The sequence below is a fragment of the Candidatus Omnitrophota bacterium genome (assembly GCA_023819145.1).
GTDB lineage: Bacteria > Omnitrophota > Gorgyraeia > DTHP01 > DTHP01 > JBFWKV01.
In genome coordinates, this window is sequence record JAMWCW010000001.1 from 38,650 (window position 1) to 58,074 (window position 19,425).

Annotated in this window: 12 protein-coding genes; all 12 read left to right on the forward strand. The window is 38.0% G+C overall.

What is annotated here, in order from left to right; translation table 11 throughout:
• Positions 1-8 precede the first annotated feature (8 nt).
• Positions 9-4,244: a hypothetical protein gene (locus NC818_00125; protein ID MCM8783175.1), complete on the forward strand. Its 4,236-nt coding sequence runs from the start codon at positions 9-11 to the stop codon at positions 4,242-4,244.
• 35 nt (positions 4,245-4,279) lie between these two features.
• Positions 4,280-7,504, forward strand: a complete 3,225-nt coding sequence (locus NC818_00130; protein MCM8783176.1) for a hypothetical protein — start codon at positions 4,280-4,282, stop codon at positions 7,502-7,504.
• 12 nt (positions 7,505-7,516) lie between these two features.
• A complete protein-coding gene (locus NC818_00135) occupies positions 7,517-10,147 on the forward strand; it encodes a YvcK family protein (protein MCM8783177.1) in 2,631 nt (876 codons plus the stop codon).
• An 18-nt stretch (positions 10,148-10,165) separates the two neighbouring features.
• The gene (locus NC818_00140; GenBank protein ID MCM8783178.1) at positions 10,166-11,995 is read left to right on the forward strand and encodes a hypothetical protein; all 1,830 of its coding nucleotides are present in this window, start codon (positions 10,166-10,168) and stop codon (positions 11,993-11,995) included.
• A 349-nt stretch (positions 11,996-12,344) separates the two neighbouring features.
• On the forward strand, positions 12,345-14,195 hold the full coding sequence (locus NC818_00145; protein ID MCM8783179.1) for a hypothetical protein: 1,851 nt from the start codon (positions 12,345-12,347) through the stop codon (positions 14,193-14,195).
• 70 nt (positions 14,196-14,265) lie between these two features.
• Positions 14,266-15,120 (forward strand): glucosamine-6-phosphate deaminase, encoded by an 855-nt coding sequence (locus tag NC818_00150; GenBank protein ID MCM8783180.1) that lies wholly within the window; start codon positions 14,266-14,268, stop codon positions 15,118-15,120.
• 3 nt (positions 15,121-15,123) lie between these two features.
• Complete coding sequence (locus NC818_00155) at positions 15,124-16,683, forward strand: ribose-phosphate pyrophosphokinase-like domain-containing protein (GenBank protein ID MCM8783181.1); 1,560 nt, start codon at positions 15,124-15,126, stop codon at positions 16,681-16,683.
• A gap of 63 nt (positions 16,684-16,746) precedes the next feature.
• The gene (locus tag NC818_00160; protein MCM8783182.1) at positions 16,747-17,238 is read left to right on the forward strand and encodes a hypothetical protein; all 492 of its coding nucleotides are present in this window, start codon (positions 16,747-16,749) and stop codon (positions 17,236-17,238) included.
• Complete coding sequence (locus NC818_00165; GenBank protein MCM8783183.1) at positions 17,235-17,408, forward strand: hypothetical protein; 174 nt, start codon at positions 17,235-17,237, stop codon at positions 17,406-17,408. Before NC818_00160 ends, NC818_00165 begins: the two co-directional genes overlap by 4 nt.
• Before the next feature lie 310 nt (positions 17,409-17,718).
• The gene (locus tag NC818_00170; GenBank protein ID MCM8783184.1) at positions 17,719-17,988 is read left to right on the forward strand and encodes a nucleotidyltransferase domain-containing protein; all 270 of its coding nucleotides are present in this window, start codon (positions 17,719-17,721) and stop codon (positions 17,986-17,988) included.
• A complete protein-coding gene (locus NC818_00175; protein MCM8783185.1) occupies positions 17,981-18,406 on the forward strand; it encodes a hypothetical protein in 426 nt (141 codons plus the stop codon). The genes NC818_00170 and NC818_00175 overlap by 8 nt, the downstream gene beginning before the upstream one ends.
• A 539-nt stretch (positions 18,407-18,945) precedes the next feature.
• Positions 18,946-19,410, forward strand: a complete 465-nt coding sequence (locus NC818_00180; protein MCM8783186.1) for a hypothetical protein — start codon at positions 18,946-18,948, stop codon at positions 19,408-19,410.
• Positions 19,411-19,425 lie beyond the last annotated feature (15 nt).

Sequence of the window (19,425 nt, forward strand, 5' to 3'; positions counted from 1 at the left end):
AGGGACTTATGTCGAAGAAATTGTTAATTATATGTTTTTTAATTATTTTCACTAAAGTTACTTCTGCGCTGGATTTAAGTTTGGGAGAATTTTCCTTAGGGCTTTCTGGTAACCAACTTTCTCCGCAAGGGGGAATTATTACTCCTTCACGGCAAACTGTTCTTCCAGAACCAGCGATAAGGGATAGGGATATATCGTATATTGAAGCATTATTGCCTTATATTGCTGCGTATTTAGGGGTGGACGAAATACCAAAAGATTCAGAAGGCAGTTATTTTTATAATACCCTTTATTGGCTTACCTTGCCGTTAGTGGATAGATTTAGTTTTGATGCCCGGGAAGTAGGGAAAGAGGTAGAGCGCAGAATAGAAAACTGGAAACGTCAGGGAATTGAAGTTTCTTCCTCCTGGAAGGAGATAATTCGAGGCGATGTCAGGCGAGATTTTGCTGCCAGGCAGATTATTCAGGAGATGTTAGATAATGGTTTAGTACCCACTATTAGTTCGGTGATTAGCTGGATGTCTGATCCGCAACGAGCACAGACCTACCTTTCACCAGCGGATATAAGCTTCCTTATAGAAGAACTCCAGATGCGTATCTTCCTAAAGGAGAAATATCCTGATGTTTTGGGTGAACCCGGCTTAACCTATCAACGCGAGAATTTAAGTGAAAAAGAGTTTTTATTAAGGATTATGAAAGATAAATTCAAGTTTGTTTTAGATATGTACACAGAATATAGCCGAGATGGTAAAACATATGGATTTATTTTAGATTCCAATGGGGGTATGGATACAAACATCGCAGCAATGGGCATGGGTTTAGTGGCTTTGACGCTTTTAGAACAGAAGATAAAAGAGGGGGTATGGAGTTATGATGATTTCGGTATAAAGAGCGGTACCATAGAAAGAATGATAGGTAACTGTCTTAATACGATGGAAGAAATCTTAAACAGACAGCCACAGGGTGAATGGGTGGAATATCTGCTAAAGAGATTTCCTTATCCTATAGTGAAGGCATTGGCGGCAAAAACGAAAGAGGAACTTGTTAGTGTTAATCTTCTGGATATATATACAGAATTACTGGCACGAGGTGATTTAAAAGATGAACAAGGAGTAATTGGAAATGATTTGAAGGACAAGGTTTTAACAGAAGAGGATATAGAAAACATTCTTAAAATTGCTGATACCCCCGAGATAAGAATTAGGGAGCTTGAGAAAATAGAGAAATATGGTTGGGGAGGATTGTGGTACCACTTTATCAGCCCTGATCCTAAAAAAGACCTTGCTCGTAGTAAGAAAGATGTAGAGATTTCTACTATGGATAGTGCTCTTCTTCTTCTCTATGCCAAGTATGCGGGGGTATACTTTGGAGGTTCAATAAAGGACACTATAGAGAGCATGCTAAAGAGATTTCCTGTTTCCGATAACTCTCCTTTTTATATTTCCCGAGAACGTGGTTATTGCCATGGTTGGAGAGTGGTCCCCGTGCAGGGTGATACCCCCACGGGATTCCTACCTTATGACTACCATGGAGATGAGCGTTTAATTTTAGACATTCTGAGACTCTCTCTGCTTTCGGAAGGGGAGATTACGTCAGAGGATTGCAAAATATACGTAAATCGCGTTATGGTCCGCAAAACACGGGAAGGTGATTCAGTTCCACCTGCAGTTGGTTTCTGGGGAAGTTACCAAGGAGCAAGCTGGACCTCGGAATACTTTAAAAATTTAGTGGATGTGAGTTCAAAGGAAGAGGTTTGGTTAAGTACGAACTGGTTTGGCAACGCTGTCAAAGCGCTTATGGCTAACAGGCATTATGCCTTGCAGAGAGGATATAATCCTTATGGGGCAGTTATTGGTTCTCAGGAGCTTCCTAAATATGGGTATAAAATGGACAGAGGTTCTGTACCTTCTATAATCTATGAAAAAACAGGGAAACCCCCCGATGATGGGGAAAGAAACTTTGCTCCTTCCCAAGTAGGAGTCTCTTATTTACCCTTTGAATCTACAGAGTCGCTTTGGGTGCAGTATATCTCCAATCCTAAATTGGCAAGAGGTCTATATGGGTTTCGAGAATCCTATACTCCGGGGACGGAGTTTGTGTCTCCCAGTAATTACACTTTGAACGAAGTAGGGTTGTTGTTAAAAATTGAAAATGCCCTTACCGGCCTTGTCTGGAAAACAATGATGGAAGATGAAGGAACGCAGTTAGCGCTACGGAGAGCAGGATTTAATAGAACTGATTACAATCACATTAATCGTTCAGGGAACTTAGAGAATACTTTAAGAGAGGTTATGGGGAATGGTAGAACTCTAGAAGATGCGGAGAAATTAGTCCAAGCAGTGACAGATGAGGTAAGAAATATGGTTTTATCTCAAGATGAGTCCAAATTAAGTTATTTCCGAGAGTATGTAGAATATAATGACCAGTTATATGAAAAGGCATTAAATATTCTCCAAGGTCTTTCTATAACCAGCGCCCCACAGTTGGCAGTAAAGGTTGCTGCTTTGAAATTTGTCATCTATAAGAATCAGAAGTTTGCCGATGAAATGCTCGAAGCAGCAAAAGATTTAATTAAAGCAATTAAGTATTATGGATGTATAGAAGAAGCCACTTCTATTATTAGTAGTTACGATTATGAGGCGGTAGCAATGTGGAAAGATTGGCGAAAAGATAAGGAATATATTTATATATTGGATGAAAATTCTGATGGAAATGTTTGGGATGATGTAAGTCAGAAATTAAGCAAAGCAGTGGCTACGGATAATCATTTTCTTCTCGTGCATTCCCAGTTGGAAGAGTATCTGACTACAACACAGAAATTATATACTATCCTTCCCTCAGATTCCGGAGTAATTTCTGCCCTTCTTAATGGTGCGGACTACCCCGGTGGCCATGTGAAGGGACTGCGAGAATTAAGAAATCAGTATGGGCTTTATAAAGCAATGGAGATAATGGCGGAGGAATTTAAGATTCAAGCATCCCTCAGGCCTTATGCAGAGAGATTGCTGGGTCGTAAACTTGACCTTACCAACCCTGACGGAAAAGATGCAGGATTCTTATCTGCGTTAGCACATGAGGTTAAAGGAGGGTTAGAAAATCCTAAAGCGGGAGAATTGACCATTGAACAAATGATTTGGAAGATGGAATTTACGCAGCAGTTAATGAATTTATTCCAGAGAGGTTCGGGGCATAAATTCTTAGATCTTATGGAAGAAGATAGTCAGGATGCAAGGTGGTATTATTATTGGCAGAGTAATTTATGGCATGACATTGCGCGTAGCGCAGGTTTACCCGGTTTTCATCCTCCCGGAACATATCATCCGCGCTACTATATATGGAATATCCAGCGGACCAGTGGTGTAGGTTATCCTGCAAATTATTTGGTTTCTCCAGCTCAATTACCTCTTTCGGGAGAGGAAAGCATTGAAGTTAGAGGAGAATTAAGAATACCGCTTTTGTATGGAGATTTAACTGCTATTGATAGAATTAATTTACAATTAAAAGCCGGTAGCGGGCAATTTGACGAGATAGAAATTAGAGATAGAAGTGGCAGAAGGGTTGTTTTTAAAATGGGAGGACTGTCGATGGAGAAATGGTATAATATAACCTTGCCCGTATATGGTATTTATTATGGCAGTGCAGATGACCCTACAAAACCCACATGGCTACAAGATTCAACCTGGGCGAGGTGGTTGACGCTTAATAAATCTAACGATGCCAATGAAAAAGAAGGTTTCTTCTGGAGACTTAGGCAAGATGGATATTTAGGTCTAAAAGAAGAGTTTTCTGCAGGTGGTGATATTTATGTGGCATTAGATGAACATGTTGATTGGGGTAACATTAGTGAAATTGTTTTTAGAACCTTTGGAACAATGTATGTAAAAGGGATTTATCAGTATACCGATGAGAGAATAGATATTTCTAACTTTACGAACTTAGTAGGGCATTTGGGAAAAGGAGGAGCGATATTATTTCGTATGAAGCCAGGAGTAACGATAAGCGTTCCCGGAACCGATAATCCCGGTTATAGTCATGCCTATAGACCAGGATTAAACCTTGTTACAGAAGGAGGGGATGCCTTAATCATAGATATGAAAGGAAACAAGGTGAGATTTGTAATCCCTGCGATTGGCCCCAATATTTTTGAAATAGATTACTATAAGTTTATAAATGAAATAATGGCTGGTTCTGTAGGATATAAACTCCTGCTTTGGGGACCAAAGGAGTGTAGAAAAAATATATAAATTATGTGTTTATAATAAGAAAGGAGTGGTTAAAAATGTTTAAGAAAAACACTCCCCGAGGAAAAATCTATAAGTATATTTGTGTGGTTGTGATTGAAATATTTATTTTTACATCCATTGTTTCTTCTTGCCCGTCTTTTCCTGCCTTTAATGATATTTTTTTGTTAAGAAGAATCAGAGGAGGAGTTTCTGTGCCGGGAGTGACAGGATTTAGTCCTGCAAGTGAAAGTGAATTGTTAGCATACCTTTCTTCTTTAGGCATTACTCAAGAAACGGTCCGCGGTTTAGGTGCCACCAGTATGGAGATTAGTGTTATTGATGCAAATTCTGATGGAATTCCAGAGGTTATAAAAATTGGAGATTATGTGACGATAGAATCCTCAATAGAAGGTTGGAAAGTTACTACTACCTTGAATTCTGGAGAAGAAGTTCCTTTTAGGTTTGTGGGAGATACCCTCCATATTAAAAATCCTAATGGTTCAACAGCATTGATAAACTCCCAGTATGTTGAGCAGGTTGACGAAGATTCTGTATCTGGTATAACCTATGATTTCAATGCCTTGCCGGACTTCTTTAGTTCCACTGATTCTGGACAATCACTTCAGGGATATCTCCAGGCAGGCTTAGAAGAAGATGGGCCAACTTATGGACTTGACGCGATGAAAGATGTAGGTATTGCTACGCTTGTATACGATAAAAGTGGAAATCCTACTACCGTAGTCGTTAGATATGACGAAAAAACTTCTACCATGCAGTCATTATTCTATAGAGGACGTCAAGTGCTTGAGTGGATTAGAAGTAGAATTAAATCTGGTAAGTCTGCTATTGAAGCGGTAGATGAAGCGGTAGATTCAGGTTATGGAAGGACAACAAAGGTCGGTGAAGGTGGAGAATTCGTAGATAAAAGTAAAAGGGGCTGGATTTTATTAGGACTGTCTTCAGCAATAGCCGCAGGGTTAGCGGTTTTATATACGTATGCCTTTATGAGTGTAGATGTCAGCTCTGTACTCACCCAGGTTCTCAATTATGTGTGTGCTACCGTTACGGGAATGTTAACTTATTCTATGTTTAGGCCGGCGGTAGCTCGAACCCTTAAGGGACTGGCCCTTCCTTTTTTAAATGTTCAAGATTTGGTTCATGAAGTGAAAGAAGACCCGGAAGTTTTAGAAAAAGGACTGCAGAGAGATGCAATGTATGTAATTTCCCATTATAGGAATTTCGATGTTTTAGAGAAGGCTTTAGAAGCCACAATTCAAAAGAACGCAGAAGATATATTTGTTAGGGGTCTTATGAATGGTAAATTTCATGTTGCATTGATGGGTATGGACAGTCTTAATCCCGCAAGTGTTGTGCGGGAAATAGAACTAATCAGAGATTTTACAGAAAGGACTTTTGAATATCAAGGTAAGAGGTATAGATATGGTGATTTTATAACTTTCTCATATTTCTTACGTAATCCTGCACATTTTATGCCTGAACAGGCAAGTGCTAAAGGATGGAAATGGCTTACTTTTATGTATTTAATAGACCTTGTCCAGAACGGGAATAGACTTCCTACCGCATATACTGAGTCTGAATTTGGAAGATACCAGGTTCCTGGTGACCAGCCTTCGTTCGCCGGGAGTCATCAAATAGTAGATGCTTTACTTGCTAAGGGTATAATCGATAGGGCAAAAGCAGAGCAACTGCTTAAAGAAGGGTTTATTACTTTTAATCAACCGGGCTATGTTGACTTGGCTAGTTTCTTAGGTATTCCTGAGGCCGGTGGTAAGGGTAAAGGGAGGATAAACGACTTTCTTATTGTTGATGAAGGGAATATCGTGGAAGGTCCTCATGATGGCAATATACATGGTGACCTTTTACGCTGGGCGGCAAAGGTTGCTTGGTCAGAGGAACATCTTACAAGACAAGACGGAAGTCCCTTTTACGATATGTATGTTCCTCGTTTAATAATTCCTGAATCGGGAGAATTAAAGGAGTATACAAGGACTTTATTAGAACAGTTGAATGCTCTTGATGATAAACAAAACTTAGGATACGTAATTGCTGAACAATGGTTTTATAATCTTTTTATGTCCTCTGGCAAGGCTTGGATTAAAGGGGATAGATTTATTGAGCACGTTTTCCATCCAATTCAACAAACCGCAGACCTTCCCCCCCTGAGACAATTTGCCCAGAGAGTTGCTGATTTGGGAAAAACCCATCCCGAAATAGCAAAGATTTTCAGACCCCTTGTATTTTTAGCAGAAAGATATGCTGCTACAGAATATCTTCCTGGCTTAGGAGCGATGGTTGGACCGAATATGACCTCGCACGACCATTGGGAGTCTTTTGTTAGTGCTTGCATGAGGATGTTAGATATAATTGTTCTTGATGATAGGCCAGAAACTATTCCTAAATCGGTTGACCAAAGTTCCAGATTTGTGTATGGAGATGCTACTAAATGGTACCAAAAAGATTTACCTGCTTCGCCTTTCGGAGATTTCTTAAGAAAAGTTTTAGGACTGGGTAAAGTCGATGTTACTCGTCCTTCCGCTCCAGAACATCATTTAGAGCACAAAGCAGCAGCTGTAGAATATGCTTTTGGAGATGCGAGATTCTTGGGATTTATAGCCTGGCAAATGCTCATGGCATATTTACCGGGATATATGGATTTACAGAATTTACCACTGGCTCTCGGAGTCGGTGCTTTTACCGCCCTCTTTGCGCATTCCATTATGCCTAAGTTGATTGTTCCTTTGATTACCGATTGGAAAACACAAATTAGCCCTCGTCTTGAGACAGCTTTTGCTAGTGGTGAAGCAGGAGAAATTTTAAAGGCAATAGGGAGTGGATTTTGGGCTTTAGGCAAGGATACGGCTTTGGATTTTCCCTTGAGTTTATTGGGAGACTGGTTTGTTTATATGCCGATGGTTTTGATTAAACCTTATCTGTTGGCAAAGAATATAATATACAATAAAGTATGGAAAGAATTTATAGGTGGAGAAAGAACTTGGTGGATTAAACCTGTGCATATTGCTTTAGAAGGTGCTGCAAAGGAATGGAAGAAGATGCATCTTGACACTGATAGGATTTTTAGTAATGTAGTTGTGCCTTTAATGGGTTATGGGCTCTTCCATTTATTGAGTGAACTCTTAGGCCCTGATTGGAGATGGATGGGAGCACCTCTGTTTGTTTCTTGGATGGCATGGCCAATGGTTTCTAATGCCGAATGGGGGGTAAGAAAAATTACGCAATTAATAGAAGCGTTCTTTAGGTAAAAAGGAGCAATAATGAGAACTGTTCGTATGAAAAAATTGAAAATTTGGATAACAATTTTCTTGCTTTTATCTTTCACAGAACACAGTTTATTTAATGTTTCTCTACCAAATAGCGCAGAAGGATATTTATTAAGAAGGATTAAAGGTGAGAGTTTCTCACCGACGGTCGTACTGAAAGGTTTAGGTTTTAAGGACGCACTTGAATTAAGAGTTGTAAAAAGCATTGATTCCTTAGCGAGTTTTAAAGATGGTGTTATTGAAATCTCCGAATCTTTACTTAATTCGGATTATCTCCTTCTTTTGGAAACAGAAAGAGTAGTAAATGAAAGAAAATATGCCCAAGAATTTAGGAGCAGTTTAAACTTAACTGAACAAGAGATAAGAGCTTTAGCAAGGGCAAGAGAAGTTGGTCGTTTTCTCAGTTTATCTCCTCAACAACAGGAGCATACTTTAGAAGCCCTAAGAGACATAGGAACTTCCGAAGCGCAACAGCTTCTGGTTTTATTTTCTAGAGCAAAAGAAAATGGTTTAGGGAGTGTTTTTGGTGAGATTTTTGCAGGGATGGGCTCAGTGCGAAACCGAGAAGTTTTTCTAAAGACTAATCCCAATTACAGATTTTTTATAGAGCGGTATGGACAAGGAGATGAACAAAGATGTCGAGAAGAATTAGAGAAGATTCTGGGAAGAAATATAACGGAGGATGAGTTTTTTAGAATTGTATTGGGAACTGTAGGTAGAGATGCTTTATTAAGGCCATCTCAAATAGCACTTATCAGACATTCTGCCCGTGCACCTCCTTCAGAAAAACCAGATATTACGGTTATCGGAGGAAGCACGTGGCCTAATTTATTAGCAGATAAATTGCGGGATGAAATACAACAAAACAACGGAGAAGTAACCAGAACAATAACCGTTGTTGTCTCTACCACCGATGATGGCGGTAGTTCTCGTATTATACAGAATATGTTAAGAGCTACCGATGCTTATCGGGTTTACATATTTTCTCCCGGAGATGCCATTAATGATTGGAAAGGATTTTCCGAACCAGCAATTCAAGCATTGATGGAGATACGTTTTAAGGGAGGTCGATATAAAAGTATGAGTTTTGAAGAAGCAGTTAAAGAAGCAATTGACCAGGTAGAGTCGGCATATCGAGGAGGATTTAAAGTAAATGTCAACGGCGAAGAAAAAATACTTTATTTACCCAAAAATTGGCTTGAATTTGTTTCGGATTTATTAAATGTCGCCCGGCATGTTGACGAAAGGTTTATTGCCACAGGCATTTTGTCTTTGGAGGGTCAGAGTTTAAGAAATCTCTTCTATATTGGCCTTTTAGATTATGCTGGTTATTTAGATGCAGGAGTAGTAAAAGGTGGAATGGAGAGAGGAAAACTTATAAGAGGAGCGAGCCTTTTAGCTCAAGCCCGTATAAACAAAGGATTTATTGATCAGGCTAATAAATTAGTGGCTAACATCCTAGGTGTAGGAGATATGGGATGGGTTGTTCCCAGTACCCATGATGAAGGAGTTGTTGTTGCCCGTCTCAGAAACGGAAATGTTGTGACCGAACAAACAGACATTTCTCGGCCTGCTCCTCGAAATGGAAGAGAACCATCGCGGGTTATAGGGGTCGATGGCAATCCAGTTTATAATCACGATGCTTTCACTAATCCTTCCCCTATTGACCATATGGAAATATGGTCTCCTGTTCGTAATCCAGATGGTAGAGAAACTTTATTAGATGAATATAATGAAGATGGAAGTCGAAAAAGAAAATATCAACAGGTAGCCGGTTATTTCTTACAAGCGGTAGCAGAAACGATAGAAGCTATTAGAAATGCTCAAGGTGCTATTTTTATAACCTGTGGAAGTATTTTAACCAGTGTGGGAGCGAATTTGGTAGTCAAAGGGATTGTGGAAGCGTTGAGGATAAAGAAAGCAGAGGGAAAAGTTCCTATTATTTTATCTTTAAAACCACTTACTTCTAATGAGGATTGGGGTATGGAAGAAGATGGTTCTCATATTATAGGCGTGCTCTCTGCGCTTGAAAAATCCATTCAAATAGCCTTAGGTGATCCAAGTATAAAATTGAGTGATTTTATAACTCACGTCGTTCTCTTTGATACTCAAGATGGAAGCGCTATTACTCCTACGATGGCAACTCAGATTAAATCAGGAATGTTACAATTTCCCGATGGTTCATTTGTCTTAGGTGAATATTCACATTTGGATCGAAGACCAAGAGGAGTGATGGGGGTAGCAGATAATCCCGATTGTTTACCTCAACGCCTTGGACAAATTGGCACAGAGGTAATAAAACATTTAGAAGAACTTACAAGTTCTAAAGATCCCCAAAAACCTCCACAAGTGATTCCTGGGTTATGGTATACGCACCTGAGCGCAATAAAGAAAGCGTGTGAAGTAAGAAGCCTCAGAGATTTGGGAGTGGAAAGCAAGAGCGAGGTGGAAGCAAGAATTAGAGCGCGATGGGGAAATTTGGGAATTGTTTATTGTTCCGAGATAGAAGAAGTCATAGAAGATTGGCGTTGGTATTTGCCCCCGACTTTACATGCCAAAGATTTGGAATATACCTATCGGTTTAGCTTAGAGGCTATATGGAGATTAATAACCGGAGGTATATAAAAATAATGAGGGATTTTTATGGTGAAAGAAGTTTCTAACAAATATGTAGAGATAAAACGTGGACTTTCTCGATTGGAAAAGTCTAAATTAGGACTTTTCTTTCTTTCATTGTCCTTTGTTTACTCATTATTTATCTTCACCATTAATTTTGACTTTGATAAAGTTAATATTACCCGAAGGATAAAGAGTCCTCTTCTAGATTTAGCTTCCTTGCGTGATGGAACAGATTTTTTCCCTTTTATGCTCTGGGAGGGGAAATTTACTGAGATTGTTTCTCGTAAAGAAGTTGCCAAGGAAAGAGTGGCTATTTATATTTGTAGAGGAGAGGGGAGGGTTTTAAAATTTTTAGTGGAGGTTCCCCAGGTTGAGGCATTGTCTAAGGATGACTTTGAAACAGTCTCTAACTATGTTGCCCTTAAGATTTATCACGCCCTTACTTTATTTGGTGGAGAAAGTTTAGTTATTAATGGAAGCCCTAAGCTTTATGAGTCGGTCAAAGATAGGATTTTAAACTCTCTTTCCAAACAGGGAATGGATATAGGAAGTTTCTTAAAAATGGTCAGGGAAATTGACTCTTTTGATATTAACAGATATGCAAATTTAGAGGATACAGAAAAAACTCAATTAGAAAGACTTGCCAAGCCCATCGAATCACTTTTTGATTGTGAAGAAGATAGCCGTATTGCAATTATTCCTCGTTCAGAAATGCAGGGGACGGTGATTGGTTTAGATTTTGGTGGATCAGATATTAAAATTTCTGTTTTAATAAATGGAGATTCTAAATTTGAGAAGAAATTAAAATGGGATTCAAGTCATTTTTCATCTCTTGAAGAGCATAAAAGATATGCCAAAGCTCTTTTAAATTTCGCTCGATATTATGTTTCTTTAGAAGCTGTTAAATCAAAATATTCTGAATTATTTAAAGAATTTAGAGAAGCGAAGGAAAGATACGAAATTAGCCCTGCAGAGTTAGAAGATTTAGTTGAACTAGCTAAATCTTTGGGTATTAAGCCGTTGGAAGTAAAAGGGTTGGGTATTAGTATTGCTTGTGCGGTGCATAATGGCAGAATTACTGGGCCCGCACCAATGGTGGGAGGCCTGAATATAAATGACCCAACGATAAAAGAGGAGGTGGCAGAATTCGGTTTTTGGATAGGTGAAAAATTATTGGGTTTACAACGTGAAAGAATAAAGATAATTAATGATGGTGATGCGGGAGCAGTATATTCTTCAGCCAATCTTGGTTTAAGAAATGTTTTAACTTGGAGTTTAGGAACCGGATTGGCTACAGGATACGTGGATAGAAATGGGAGGATTGCTACAGATTTACTTACCGAAGGAGGAAATATTGTGCTGGATATGTCTCAGTTTTATAGAGACGATCCCATTGGTCATTCCGTTACTGGGGTTCCTGGAGCCCTTCAGCAGTATCTCTCGCAACGCCCAGTGGTGAGAATGGTGATAGAGAAAGGAATTATTGACATTACTAATCCAGAATTCCGCAACCAGAGAGGAGATATAGACCAGAGAAAGATTCTTATCAGGATTCAAGAGATGTATAGCGATCCTGCAGTAGATAATATAGTAAAAAATCAGATAAAAGAAATATTTGAGACTATTGGTGTCTATCTTGCCCATGCTGTTGCTCAGGTTCAACCTTTATTAGGGATAGAAAATCTAATTATTTTTGGACAAGTGGTAGTGGGTGAGTTTGGAAGAATTGTCAAAGAAAAGGCAGAAGAGGTTTTAAGAGAACAATATCCGCAATTGAAAATAACAATTCATTCCGTAGAAAATCCTGATTTTGCTCAGGCAATTGGAGCTGGTTATCTTGGATATTCTCCATAAAAACAAAAGATAAAATAAATTTAATCACTAAATTCAAACTCTAAATATCAAAATGCGTAGCACAAAATAGGTTTCTAAGACAAATCGTAAAGACAAATGTTCGTAACTCAATAGAAAATGTTTTAATATAGAGGATATTGCTCATACGAAGTAATTTTATAGAGAATGTCCTTAGTGGGAAAGATTGGCAATCTGAAGTTAATAAGAGATGAATGTAGTATTTTAAAAAATTTTTTAATTTATGATTCAGCTACTCTTGACACTTTTATAAATTATGCTATCCTTTTTAAGGATGCATTAATTTTTTTAACTTTATTAAAATAAAAATAATTAACTTAAGGGGGGAAAGATGAAAAAGAATTTTGAAGGAATAGTTCTTTTTAGTTTTGTATTTTTGGGCATTTTTGTTATACTATTGAAAATGGACCTTAGCAGTGATTCTATCTTCAGAAGATTAAAAATCCCATTTCAATCTACACAAACCAATATGTCCGTGCGTGAGGAACGGTTCCCTTTAGACCCCAATAAAGGAGCTTGGCGAGAAAATCCTACGCAGGATACCCACTGGCTTACTTTACCTCTTGATTGTCAGGGTATGCTTGAGAAAATCGTTGATTTTGCCCAGAGGCATAAAGGAGAATACACCCATATTGTGGTTATTGGTATGGGTGGTTCATCTCGTCCGGCAGATGTAATTCGAGGAGTTTTGGGGACAGAAGAAGGTTGGGCAGAAATCCATGTAATGGAAAACCTTGACGAAGCAGATATTCAGAAAATTAAAGGAGAAATTGACCCTACGCGCACTTTGTTTATCTCTATTTCTAAATCAGGGACAACTGCGGAAACCAATGCCTTAACCAGAATTGCTTATGATTGGATTATTCAGGCAGGACTTGACCCCTCAAAACACTTTATTGCCATCACCACTACTTCCCGAGATAGTTTCTTGATGAAATTTTTGAAAGATAATAATGTTCCTTTAGAAAATATTTTTGAACATCCTGACCAGGTAGGAGGAAGATACACAATTTTTTCGGTTATTGGGATGCTCCCTGCAGCCCTTGCTGGTCATGATATAAACACCATTCTTTCCTTCGCGCGGCAAGCAATGGAATCTCAGGTTAAGTATGATTTAGGTGAGTTTTTAGCAAAGATGGAGTCAGAAGGAAGAATCTATATGCGCGTAGTTCTACCTGAGGAACTGGCTTCATTAGGCCCTTGGATTGAACAGCTGGTAGCAGAAAGTTTGGGTAAAATAGACGTGGTGGGAAGGAATAGAGGCATTGTCCCTGTGTTGGAACGCGATTATGATGAAGGGATTTATAATGAGGGTACCTTTTGTTTAAGAATAAAGTTGGGCAGTTCTGATGCTCGGGATGGTTTTACTGAGAGAGTAAAGGCAAAAGGAGTACCTGTTTGGGAGATTCAGGTAAATAGTCCTGAAGAGGCAATTGGTGGGCTCTATTTATTAGAATTTGCTACCGGTATGGCAGGAGTTCTTATGGGAATAGACCCCTTTGATCAGCCCGGAGTAGAAGAAGGGAAGAAAGCTACTAACAGGATGAAAGAAGAGATCCTTGCCCAGATTAATCAGGGCAAAACTTTAGAAGAGGCCTATGGTGATTTTCTTGAAAGCCAAAGGAGTATTTATCGTGTGGAGATTGCTCCAGGTGTAACCTTGGATTTTGGAGCCTTAATGCAAGTGGCACGGGATGAGTTTTTTGAATTTATCTGGGAAAAGAAAAAAGATTTAGATAATTTAACTGCCCAAGAGATTTATGCACTCGTTCTAGAATTTGCTAAAAGTAAGGGTAAAACTTATGGCGCAATCTTACCCTATGCACAGGAAACAACCGAAAGAGCAGTTACCTGGAGTCAGGCACGGGGAGTTTTAAGAAGGTTTGGATTGCAAGATATCTATGGAATTGGTCCAGTATATGAGCATTCATTAAGACAATATTTACAACAGGGACCTGATAAAGGAATTCCTACTTTTATTGTGGTTAATGACATTGGTACACAGGTGATTCCCGGGGAAAAGATTCCTGGTTTTACCACCGGAATGCAGAATGTCTTACAGGCATTAGGTACACAGCAGGCTCTAACTAATGCCGGTAGATATACCATAAGAATAGAAATTGAAGGACCACTTACCCTCGATAAACTGCGTGTTTTAGAATCATTTTTCAGCGGCATCTAACCGCTAACCTCATCCACCTCGTAGGTGGCCCCCTTGCCCACCTACGAGGTGGGCAAGGGTCTAAACGAAGATGTTTTCTAAAAATATAGTTCTAAAGACAATTCTAACTTTTATCTTTTTCTCTGCAAATTTTCTCTCTTCTCTAAATCACAATTTAGCTTTCCGTAGACAAAAAACTTATGCTTATAGTGAACTTTATATTGGAAAAAATAGAGTAATAGTTTCTGCTGATTATGAAGAAATGTCGCAGACTGCCTGCCGGATGCTCATGGCAAGAGTTCATCAGTTGGCTAAAGAAAAGGAAGAAATAGTTATTGGACTTCCTACGGGAAATACTCCCAAAAGACTTTATGAAATCTTAAGGACAGAGTATAAAGATGACCCTGTTTGGAAGAAGGTTATTTTAATACAGCTTGATGAGTATGTGGGAATAGGACCAGATTCATCTTTGAGTTTTCGCCAAGAATTAGAAGAACAACTTTTAAAATATCTTCCCTTTAAGCGATTCGTAGGTATTGTTGGCGGAGCTTCGGATATAGAAGAAGAAAGAGTGCGTTACGCAAGAGAAATAGAAGCTTTAGGAGAGATAGATATTTTGGTTTTAGGAATTGGACAAAATGGCCATTTGGCTTTCAATGAGCCAGGTTTTATTACGGGAAACTCAGTGGGAGTAGTGGAATTAACTCCCCAGACAAAAGAGGTAAACGATGTAGATTTTACCCATGCTTATACCTTAAGTCTTAAAACCATCCTTAGCGCAAAAGAAGTTATCCTTCTTGCTTCCGGAGAGAAAAAGAAAGAGATTATAGAAAAAACGATTTTCGGGATAGTTACTCCTTTTGTTCCTGCTTCTTTTCTTCAGAATCATCCTCAAACTACCTTTATACTTGACCGCTCTGCAACATCTGATAAGATATTGAAGTAAAAAATGTTAAAGAAATTTATTATCTTACTGATTTTTATTCCTCTGCTTTCACAAAATTCTTTTTTAAAGCGTGATTTCTCTTATAGAAGAATCCTCGCTCCCAGAGCTTCTTTCTATTTGGCTACAAGTGATGGCCGACCAATTAGTTTAGAATATGGGCAATTCCCTGATAAAGAACTCTACTTGCGTTTTCTTAACCCCCAAGAAATAAAAGAGGCTGCAATTAATTTCGCTGCTCGTATTGGTTCCGCAGATGACTTTTTAAAAATTCTTCTTACCTTAGGGGCCTTAAGGCAGTACCAAGCGAGAGAAATTACTCTTATCCTTGAAGACTGGACTCCGTTTTCTGAAGAAGACTACTTGTTGATTTCTATCTTCAGGATATTTGCGGATAAAGTTTGTCTTGCCTATACCCAAACCAAAGAGACTTATTTTTTGCCGATAAAGCCGATCACTCTCCAAGAAAAAGTAACCGGTCCAATACATATTGACTATGTTACATATCTTACACCACGCTTTAAACCGACCGTAGAGGAGGCAGTTTCCCGTTTGCAAGATGCAGAAAGCGCATTTATTAAAGTAAGCCAAGATTTTAGCGGGCACTGGGAAGTTTCTTTACCTTTTAATTTAGTAGGGAAAAATGTCGTCATTATTCACTCTACAGAAAACTCAGAAAATATTTTGTCTTTAATTTTAACCAGCGCTTTAATGAGATTAAAAGGGGTAAAGACAGTTTCTCTGATTAATACCTATCAGGGCTATAGTCGTCAGGATAAAGAGTTTAAAGAGGGAGAGTGTATCTCGAGCTACATTTTACTTAAAGTATTAAATTCCCTTTTAGACCATAACTTTACGGTAAATGTTCACTATGGAAAAAAGAGCGGTTTAATTGATCTTTCTCCAGAGGTCTGGATAACTGATGATGAGGCTAATCGCCAAACCCTAAACGTCCTCACCCCCCAGGCGGTTTACAACCTCAATGGTTTTGTGCAGTTGGCAGAAGGCTTATTAGGCATCATTAAGAAGGAACAGGGTATAACTGATTTGAGAAGTTTGCCCCTTCTTCTTATTTCTCCCGATGACGGAAGTTTCTTTTATGTAAAGGAAGCAGTTAGTGTACTTAGAGACCGTTATGGAATAGAAGCAATTTCTGGATATTTAAACAAAGAAAGGCTTGGTTCTAGCGAAGTAGTAATTACGGGAGAAATTCTGGAAAATGATGGAAGACCACTTACTTTTCCTTATAGTTTAAAAGATTATTATATCTTTATCCTTGATGATGAAACCTCAACTGGTTCTACCATAAAATCTGCAGTTTATCATTTGGTAGAAAAATTGGGAATAGACTATAATAAGATTTATGCGGGAGTAGTCCATGGAAAATTTTCTTTAGGGACAGAGGAGTTTTATAAACTAAAAGATAAAGAAATGCTTCCTCAAGTTTTAGTCACTTTAGACACTTTAGAAGTCCCTGAGGGAATAAAAACAATTTCTTCTTCAGCACTCATCGCGTATTGCATCAAGCGCATTTTGGGATTAACTGAGCCTATTCGTAGTCCGTAATCCGTAATTGGTAATCGGTAATTCGTAATTGATAATCAAATGAAATTATGATATAAGAAAAATATGCTTGATTACTTAGGGATATTTAGAGAACTTAATAAAGAAAAGATTAACTATATCTTAGTTGGTGGTTTGGCAGTCAACTTTTGGGGTATTCCCCGCATGACCTACGATATTGATTTACTCCTTTATTTAGAGGATAAAAACTTAAAAAGATTTTTCCAATTGGTAAAAAAATGGGGGTTTAAACCAAAAGCGCCTGTAGAATTAGAAGATTTCTTAGATAAGAAAAAAAGAGATTTCTGGATTAGAGATAAAAATATGAAAGCCTTTACCTTGGTTAATTCCCGATGGGCAATTTCTGAGATTGATATAATCATTAATACTCCACTGGATTACAAGAAAGCAATTAAGAAAGTAAAAAAATTTGTTCTAAAAACAATACCCATACCTGTCATTTCTCTTGAGGATTTAATCAAGATGAAAGAGGGCTCAACGCGGCTTCAGGATAAAAATGATGTAAAGAATCTCAAAAAAATTTTAAGTAAAAGATGAAAATTGTAGGTTTTGGTTATCACTTAAGTCACAGAAAAATAAAAGAATACCAAAAAATGCCTTTAGAAAAAAGACTCCTCTGGCTTTACCAGGGAAATCTCTTGCGTAGGGCATATCCTAAGCGTATTATTAAGATGCAGGATAAATTTCGCAAAGGAGAGATTTCGTAATTTGTAACTCGTAATCCGCAATCGGTAATTAAGAAGCACAAAACGAAATTAACAAGCTAAACGAAAATAACGAACATAACGAGTAAAACGGGATTTCGTAATTCGTAATTCGGCTGATTCGATATTTGTAAATTCGGGAAGTTCGTTAGTTCCGTAATCTGTCCCTAATGCAGTAACTACTTCTGTAGAACATCGGGATCCCGAAGCGATTATTAAATAAGCGAATTCATTTTGGATAAACTGTAATTTCTTGATAGTCGCATAATTTTGTGGTATATAATAATAAGCCAACCCAAGGAGGCTTTTAAGAATGATATCCGATAAAGACAAAAACATAATTTTACAAAATGCCAAGAAATATAAAGTTTCTCAGGTTATCTTATTTGGCTCATCTATTGCGGAGGGTATTGATGCTAATGATATAGATGTTGCTATAAAAGGTATTGAGCGCCGCAAATTTTTCAAATTTTATGCCGAATTATTCAAAGCGCTATCAAAACCCGTAGACCTGATAGATTTATCAGAAAAATCCCTGTTTAACAAAATCATAGAAGAAACGGGAGTCAAGATTTATGGCTAATCTACCGAGACAGATTATCGCCGAGAAAGAGAATGTAGAGGAAGTGCTCAAGAATCTTAAGATTGTTTTGTCAAGAAAGGATAAATCCATAGTTGAATTGGCTGCTCTTGCTACGTTTCTGCATAATATTTATAATGGCATAGAGAACATCTTAAAACAGACCCTAAAGACAAAAGGTATTGATATTTCTAAATCGGAAACATGGCATAAAGAATTACTGAATATCTCGGTAAAATCTAAAATCATTACTCAAGCGCTTGCCGATAAATTGTTCGAGTACCTTACTTTTAGGCACTTCTTCATCCATTCCTATAGTTTGATGCTTGAGGAGGAAAAATTGGCAGATTTGACCAGTAATATGTCTTCTGTCTGGTTGGAGTTTATGCAGGAGATAGAGCAGTTTTTCCCTCTTCCTTAATTCGACTAATTCGTTGGTTGTAAATTTGAGAAATTCGTTAATTCCGTAATCGGTAAACTGTAATCGGTAATCCGTAATCAAAAAAGTGTAAAGTTTAAAGTGCAAAGCGTAAAACAAGCTCAACAAAATTAACTAACCAAACGAAAATAACGAAATTAACGAACCAACGAACCCAACGAAATTAACGAACCTAACGAGCCCAACGAACACAACGTCACCACCCCTTGAATATTTAAGGGAATCGTGTTATATTTAATATAGGGATTGAGAATTTGGAATTGGTAATTCGTAAAACTGACGATTGATAACTAAAAAAATAATTTTTGAGCCCTTGACAAAACTTAAAAAGCATGTTATATTTAATTATAGAGAGGGAAATAAGCGTTCTTTGAAAAAGAGTTTATAAGGGGGTGAGAAAAAAATAAAAATTAAATATCAAAGATTTTAAATTCCATACTCGTGCATCGGCTGTTCCGACGCATTAAAATAAATTCTTAAAAATCGTTACCATTCGTGAATAAAAAAGAAGGAGGGAGAAGATGAAAAAGATAATAGGAGGAGTGATCGTTGCAACAATAATATTAATTCCCCTGAATGTTTTAGCAGTTGAGGTAAGCAATACACAGTTTGGCGCGATGGTACAAGATAGCATTACAGAAACTACGATTCAAGGAATGCGAATAAGCGGTCCTCAATTAAGGGATCTGATTGTTCAGCCGCCAGCTTTTCTGCAGGCCGAAATTAATGCTATCGTTGGAATATTTAATGCGATTGATATAGAGGGGCTTGCAAGCTCCGGTAAAACGGTCTCGGAGATAGTTAGTGAAAATCAGGCAGCATTAGAAGCAATAGTTAGACGATTACTAATAGCTCATGTCTTAAAGACAAAAGGTATCGCAAACCAAGCTGCTAAGCAAGAGGCAGAATTGGTTGTTAATGGGATTCTTCGAAGTGAAGCTGGCAGAGCTTTTCTCAATCAAACAATAACGAATTTAGTGGATTAGATTAGTTAATAAGAA